Origin of the sequence: Atribacter sp., assembly GCF_035418125.1 — a bacterium.
Classification (GTDB): domain Bacteria; phylum Atribacterota; class Atribacteria; order Atribacterales; family Atribacteraceae; genus Atribacter; species Atribacter allofermentans.
The window spans coordinates 1-6132 of record NZ_DAOLQM010000125.1; the positions used below are offsets into that span (position 1 = coordinate 1).

Here is a 6132-nt window from a genome sequence, read left to right on the forward strand (position 1 = left end):
CACCTATTTAATGGTTACCCTCAAAAGTCATCTCGGTACTCACGTTGAATGTCCCAATCATTTGCTTCCACACGGAAAAGACATTACAGAATTTCCCGCAGAAACTTGGTTTGGAAGAATGGTATTTTTTAAATTTGATCTTCCCCCTCGAAAACCTATTAACCGCAGCCTCTTAATAGATATGGACCAAGGAAGGTTAAAAGGAAAGGATATTGTTCTTCTCCATAGTACGGCAACCAAAAAAGATGAAGTCCCTCAATTAACTCCGGAAGTTGGACACTATTTTCTTGAGAAAAAGGTTAAAATGGTAGGGTTTGATACTTCAATCGGATTTGCCTTGCCGGCAAAGGGGAATACTCATGATATCTTGCTGGAGAACAATGTTCCCCTGCTTGAATGGGTTATCAACTTGGATAAGCTTCAACAGGATGTTTCCTATCTCATATCGTTACCAGGATTGAAGGTAAAAGGCATGGATGCATCACCAGTTTGGGCGGTGGTGCTAGAAGGGATGGAAGTTAGGTAGCTTTTTCCAAATCGAGTAAATGCTCCAGTTGCCATTGACGTTCCTTGACGGTATTTGTATAAGCTTGGTTTAGATTGGAAGAATAGAACACAGCCTTAGCAGCATACGATGCAGCGTGGACTGCATGACTGGCAACATGAGCTGTTGAAGCTGCCTGACCGGCAGCGCGAGCAGCAAATTCAGCAGCTTGATTATTCGTTTCCCGTGCTGCAGCATGAGCGGCGAAGGCAGCTTGACGGACATCGTGCACCGAAATTTCACCACGAATCCAAGCTTGTCCTGCTTCGATAGCGTTTCGCGGTCGATTGTCATTAACATGAATATCTTCAAAATATGGGAGGACCCGTTGAGCACAATCGGTTGCCCAGATCACCAGGGTTTTATGGTTCTGGTTATTCGCCAGCTTAAGAAGCGACATTTTTAATTCCGAATTATCTTTAAAATTTATTGTTTTCATTGATTACGAATCAAGGCTTTTCAGCCCTTATCTACAATATTTAACCTCACTAATATATTATACGATTGAAAAACGAAGAAATATTTAAAGTAATAATTAATAAGGATCACCTTGGTTATAATTCTTATTTTATAATGTGGTAAAATAAATTTAGTATTAGTTAATATTTCTATTTAGGAGGTTTAATCAAACCGACTAGAATAAGAAATCATTCAGGTCATTGGTTTGAATCAATTTTAATAATTTGGGTTAGTTAACAGCCAGTTGTAATAAAAAATATGATCTTTTTTCCAAATTTGACAGATATCTTTGTGAAAAGTTCTTTGTACTGTTTTTAAATATAACCATACCTCTCTAATACCCAAATTTTATAGAATATCCACGGCTCATAAATCACAACTCTTTTGAGTAGGAAATTACCCAACCTTAAAAAAGATTTAACTATCACTATGAAAAATATTAATAACGTTTAATCTATTCATTTAACGTTGGTTCTATATATTGAGAGATCCTCATGCCATGTTAGCAGTACCAGATGAGGATGGAAGCCTAAGATTCGGAATGCCATGACAAACCACTACATTAAAAAAAGACCAGGCGCAATAAATACGCCCCTCTATTTTTTTAAATCTTTTCAATTTACGCCGTGGGCAGAAATAATGTTGCCATTAACAAAGTAGAACAAAGATCAACTTAAAGGAGGTGGTAATAGCATTTAACTGATAATTTTTAATTATTGTTTAGATTTATTTACATATTACAATAACAAAAGGGGGATAAAAAATGAAAAAGTGGAGTGCTTATTTTTTTGTGATACTTTTCACTGTTTTTTTGGCTACCGGAACCGTTTTCTCGGCTGGTGAAAAAATAACAGTTTGGGTTGGCGGACATGTAGTTGAACAAGAAGAGACCTGGAAAGAGGTTGTCGCCGATTTTACCCAACAAACCGGAATTGAAGTTGAATATCAGTTGATTGGCTTCGAAGTATATTACGATAAATTAGTGGCAGCCTATACTGCTGGTCAGGGTCCTGATGTCTGTTTTGCTGACTTAGGTGGATGGGTGCCAACTTTTGCTGCTCAGGGATGGCTTGAACCGATAGATGAAATGCTTGAAAATAGTAAAGTCGCCGAGCAGATATGGCCTAATCTCTGGCCAACTGTTACCTATCAAGGGAAACGCTACGGTTTACCTTGGTATACTGATTGCCGATTGTTACTGTATAATACCAAAATGTTCACTGACGTTGGACTTGATCCGAACCAACCACCGGTTACCTGGAATGATCTGCTTGACACGGCTCTCAAATTAACCGATGAATCAAAAAGAATCTATGGTTATGGTGTAACAGGAGCAAAGAGCGAAATTGCGACACTGGCTTACATGATTTTTCTATTTGGAGCTGATGGGGAATTCCTTACCGAAGATTACAGTAAAGCAGCATTTAACACTCCAGAAGGGCTTGAAGCCCTTCAATCCTATACCGAACTTTTTACCAAGCACAAAGTATCTCCTCCGGGTACACTATCCTACACTGAAGATGATTACCGTACTATGATGGCACAAAATAGGGTAGCAATGGCGATTGGTGGACCTTGGTCATTTCCGCTTATAGAGATGGCTAATCCGGAAATAAAGGGAAATTATACGGTTGCCACCCATCCTTACAAAACAACTCCGGCTAGTGTATTGGGCGGTTGGGCATCGGTTATTGCCAAGACCTCGACCCAAAAAGAGGCTGCCTGGAAATTTGTTGATTTTATAACCAGTTACGATGTATGGATGATGTGGATTGGAAAACATAGCGGACCAATGCCTACCAGGCAAGATGTGTGTAAAGATGCACCAACTTTTCAAGCAGATCCAAAATGGCAGATTATATTTGAAACTTTCCCCCATGCGAAAGTACGGCCACCAATACCCCAATATCCTCAGATTTCCGATCAAATCCAGACAATGATTCAAGATGTTTTAACTGGTAAAGCCACTGCTGAAGATGCCCTTAAAAAGGCTGAAGAAGAAGTGAATAAAATTTTAACTCAATAATAATATTGAATTAGGAAAAGGGCAGGGGTATAGGTAAGAAATCTCTACCTCTGCCCAGACTTTCATCAAAGCCGGAAAGGAATTGCAATTTATATGAGTTCAATTATCGGTAATAAGCACATTCTGAAGGACAAAACCGGTTTTCGATCTGATTTGATAAAAAATTCTTTTGCTTACCATTCTATTATTCCCTATGTGGTTTTTATGTTAATTTTGGTTGTTTATCCAGTGGTCCAAAATGTTGTGGTTAGTTTTCAGGTTGAAGATGGGTGGTCTTTCAGCAATTATCGAGAAGTCCTTTCTGATCCACTTTTTTCAGTTGTTACACTAAATACTATTATTTGGACGATAAGTTGTGTAATCCTTGATTTGGTGGTAGGTTTAGGGATTGCTCTCCTATTGAGTCAGGACGTTAAGGGGAAAATGGTCTTTCGAACTATTATTCTGGTTATTCCCTGGGCCACTCCAGATATTGTTGCTGCTGTGGCCTGGAAATGGATGTATAACGATATGTATGGAGTGTTGAATGACATTTTAGTAAAGCTGGGTATTATCAAAGACTATCTTCCCTGGTTAGCGGTACCAACCTTAGCCAAAGCAGCAGTAATCATTGCCAACCTCTGGAAAGGCTTTGCCATTTCGGCCATGTTTTATCTCGCAGCGCTGCAAACTGTTCCTCGAGATCTATACGAAGCAGCAGCAATGGATGGAGCGAACCTATGGCAACGATTTAGTAAAATTACCATTCCGGTCATTCGACCATTTATCCTGACAACGGTTATGCTCACCATCATTTGGACCATTAATTATTTTCCACTTATCTTCGTCATGACCGGTGGTGGTCCGGCCAATGCCACTGATACGTTTGTAACCCATGCCTATCGTATGGCTTTTCGGTTTCTTGATTTTTCACATTCGACTGCGGTTTCCAATATTAATTTTATTATTGTCTTCATTATCGCAATTATTTATACCTTGAGTCTTATCCGGAAAGAGGGATAAATTGAATGAAAAGGAAAAACTGGTTAAAATCCATCGTTTATATTGCCTTGCTCATTATATCGGCAATAATTGTTTTTCCCTTTATCTGGCTCATCATCACTGCATTTAAATCCTACCCCGACATTTATGCCTATCCAATTTTATACCTTCCCAAAAATATCACTTTTGAACACTTTCGTTATGTTTTTGTCAACTTAGAATTCTCAAAATATTTTCTCAATAGTCTGGTGTTAGGAGCAGGAACCGCGGTGCTAACTGTCCTGATATCCATCCTTCCTTCCTACGCAACCGCAAAATTTAATTTTTTCTTGAGAAAGCCGGTTTTGCTTTCCATTTTAGTGTGTCAAATGTTTCCTCAAATCGTTTTCGTCGTCCCTTTTTTCTTATTATTAAAATATACTGGTCTCATCAATAGTTATTTAGGAACCATGATTGTTTACCTTCCCTTTACCACTCCCATTGCGGTTTGGATGACCAGAAACTTTTTTGCCGATATCCCTCAATCTCTCGAGGAGTCAGCACTGATCGATGGTTGCAGTCGATTTCAGGCTTTCTATAAAATCAGTCTTCCCTTGGTTATTCCCGGTATAGCATCGGTGGGCATTTACGCTTTTATTTTTTCTTGGAGCGAGCTCATGTTCTCGCTTTCTTACCTGACTTCCACCGATAAGCAAACCGTTCCAGTTTTTCTTTCCCTGTTTATTGGTCAGTATCAAACTCGATGGGGTCCTCTCTTTGCTGGATCGGTGGTCGCTGCCTTGCCACCGATGATCGTTTTTGGTTTTTTGCAGAAATATTTTATTAAAGGATTAACGAGCGGTTCGGTCAAAGAGTGAGGAATACACCGATTTCGGAGAGAGAACGAAAGGATTATGTTTTGAATAAAGCTATAGAATTGAGGTTTTGTTGAGTTGAAAAGACATTAAAAAATTAGAAGTATTATAATAGAAAAACCTAAAGAAAATATTAAAAGGATGCTCTCTAATGAGGAGAAAATGAAAATAAAAGAGACAATTATTGTTCAATATGTATCATTCGCGACTTCATTTTCAAGAAAGAATAGTATAGTTGAAATTCATAAAATATCGATTTGAATTCTGGTAGACGACGATACCGGAAAGATTCTCCTTACAAATACCGAGGTGGACAAAAAAGTGAAAATTACCGTCATCTATGGGCAGTCACATCGGGGAAGCAGTTATCATATTACACAACATATACTTGATAAAATTTCGAATACCAATAAAGAAATCTATGAATATTTTATGCCCAATGATACGCCGAGCTTTTGTGTTGGTTGTTACCAATGCATTATGAAAAGTGAATATGCCTGTCCTCAGGCAGAAAAAGTACAAAACATTGTTGCTTCTATGGAAGTATCTGACCTCATCGTGATCAATTCTCCAACCTATTGTCTTGAAATGACTGGTCAATTGAAAACTTTTTTCGATCATCTGGGTTATATGTGGTTTTCTCATCGCCCTAAGCCGGTGATGTTTCAGAAGATTGGTATTGTTATTTCAACAGCTGCCGGAGGAGGATCGAAGAAAGTGGCCAAATCTATAGCAAAACAGCTGTTTTGGATGGGAGTGCCTAAAGTTTATCGATTGAATAAAAATATTAAAGGTTCTACCTGGCAGACAGTATCTGACAAAATGAAAGGGTCAATAGACAGGGGAACTACCAAGCTCTCTCGAAAAGTAGAGGCAAATATTGGGAAAGTTCGTCCTGGATTAGGACAAAGATTTTTATTTATCATAATGAGATCGATGCAAAAATCAAACAATTGGAATGAGGTTGATAAGAATTATTGGAAGGAAAATGGCTGGTTGGATAAGAAAAGGCCCTGGTAAGGAGAAATAAATCAAAAATTTATTGCCTGGTGTTTTTTAAATCATTTGTCGAAGCCTGATTTATCAAACCTTCAAATGGATTGACAGAATGGATGTCATGAAACAACCCAATTGAATAGCAACTCCTATTATCTTAGCTTATATCCCGGAAGAGTTTTCATCAGTTCTTTTGCCATATCTTGCATATAGGGATCGATATGAGAAAAGTATTTCCTCAGTCCGCTGCATAGATAATTCAACCCGATTTC

At 38.4% G+C, this 6132-nt stretch carries 6 protein-coding genes; 5 read left to right on the forward strand and 1 reads right to left on the reverse strand.

The window, feature by feature from the left end:
• Positions 1 to 526 (forward strand): cyclase family protein (locus PLK24_RS07180; protein WP_324477689.1); only part of this gene is annotated, 526 nt, incomplete at its 5' end.
• On the opposite strand, the gene PLK24_RS07185 is transcribed toward PLK24_RS07180, so the two are convergent.
• Entirely contained in the window at positions 519 to 983 is a 465-nt protein-coding gene (locus tag PLK24_RS07185) for a putative immunity protein (protein ID WP_324477691.1), read from the reverse strand. The two genes, PLK24_RS07180 and PLK24_RS07185, sit on opposite strands and share 8 nt — an antisense overlap.
• Before the next feature lie 783 nt (positions 984 to 1766).
• On the opposite strand from PLK24_RS07185, the gene PLK24_RS07190 reads away from it, so the two are divergent.
• From PLK24_RS07190 to PLK24_RS07205, 4 genes are all read left to right on the forward strand, one after another.
• Positions 1767 to 3029, forward strand: a complete 1263-nt coding sequence (locus PLK24_RS07190) for an ABC transporter substrate-binding protein (protein WP_324477693.1) — start codon at positions 1767 to 1769, stop codon at positions 3027 to 3029.
• 93 nt (positions 3030 to 3122) lie between these two features.
• A complete protein-coding gene (locus tag PLK24_RS07195; RefSeq protein WP_324477695.1) occupies positions 3123 to 4031 on the forward strand; it encodes a carbohydrate ABC transporter permease in 909 nt (302 codons plus the stop codon).
• A 5-nt stretch (positions 4032 to 4036) separates the two neighbouring features.
• Entirely contained in the window at positions 4037 to 4867 is an 831-nt protein-coding gene (locus tag PLK24_RS07200; protein ID WP_324477697.1) for a carbohydrate ABC transporter permease, read from the forward strand.
• 318 nt (positions 4868 to 5185) lie between these two features.
• Positions 5186 to 5884 (forward strand): flavodoxin family protein, encoded by a 699-nt coding sequence (locus PLK24_RS07205; RefSeq protein WP_324477699.1) that lies wholly within the window; start codon positions 5186 to 5188, stop codon positions 5882 to 5884.
• The last annotated feature ends 248 nt before the right edge of the window (positions 5885 to 6132 follow it).

Bases quoted from the DNA above. Each gene is read 5' to 3' on its own strand.
- PLK24_RS07190 (WP_324477693.1), top strand. From the start codon at position 1,767: ATGAAAAAGTGGAGTGCTTATTTTTTTGTGATACTTTTCACTGTTTTT.
- PLK24_RS07195 (WP_324477695.1), top strand. From the start codon at position 3,123: ATGAGTTCAATTATCGGTAATAAGCACATTCTGAAGGACAAAACCGGT.
- PLK24_RS07200 (WP_324477697.1), top strand. From the start codon at position 4,037: ATGAAAAGGAAAAACTGGTTAAAATCCATCGTTTATATTGCCTTGCTC.
- PLK24_RS07185 (WP_324477691.1), bottom strand. From the start codon at position 983: ATGAAAACAATAAATTTTAAAGATAATTCGGAATTAAAAATGTCGCTT.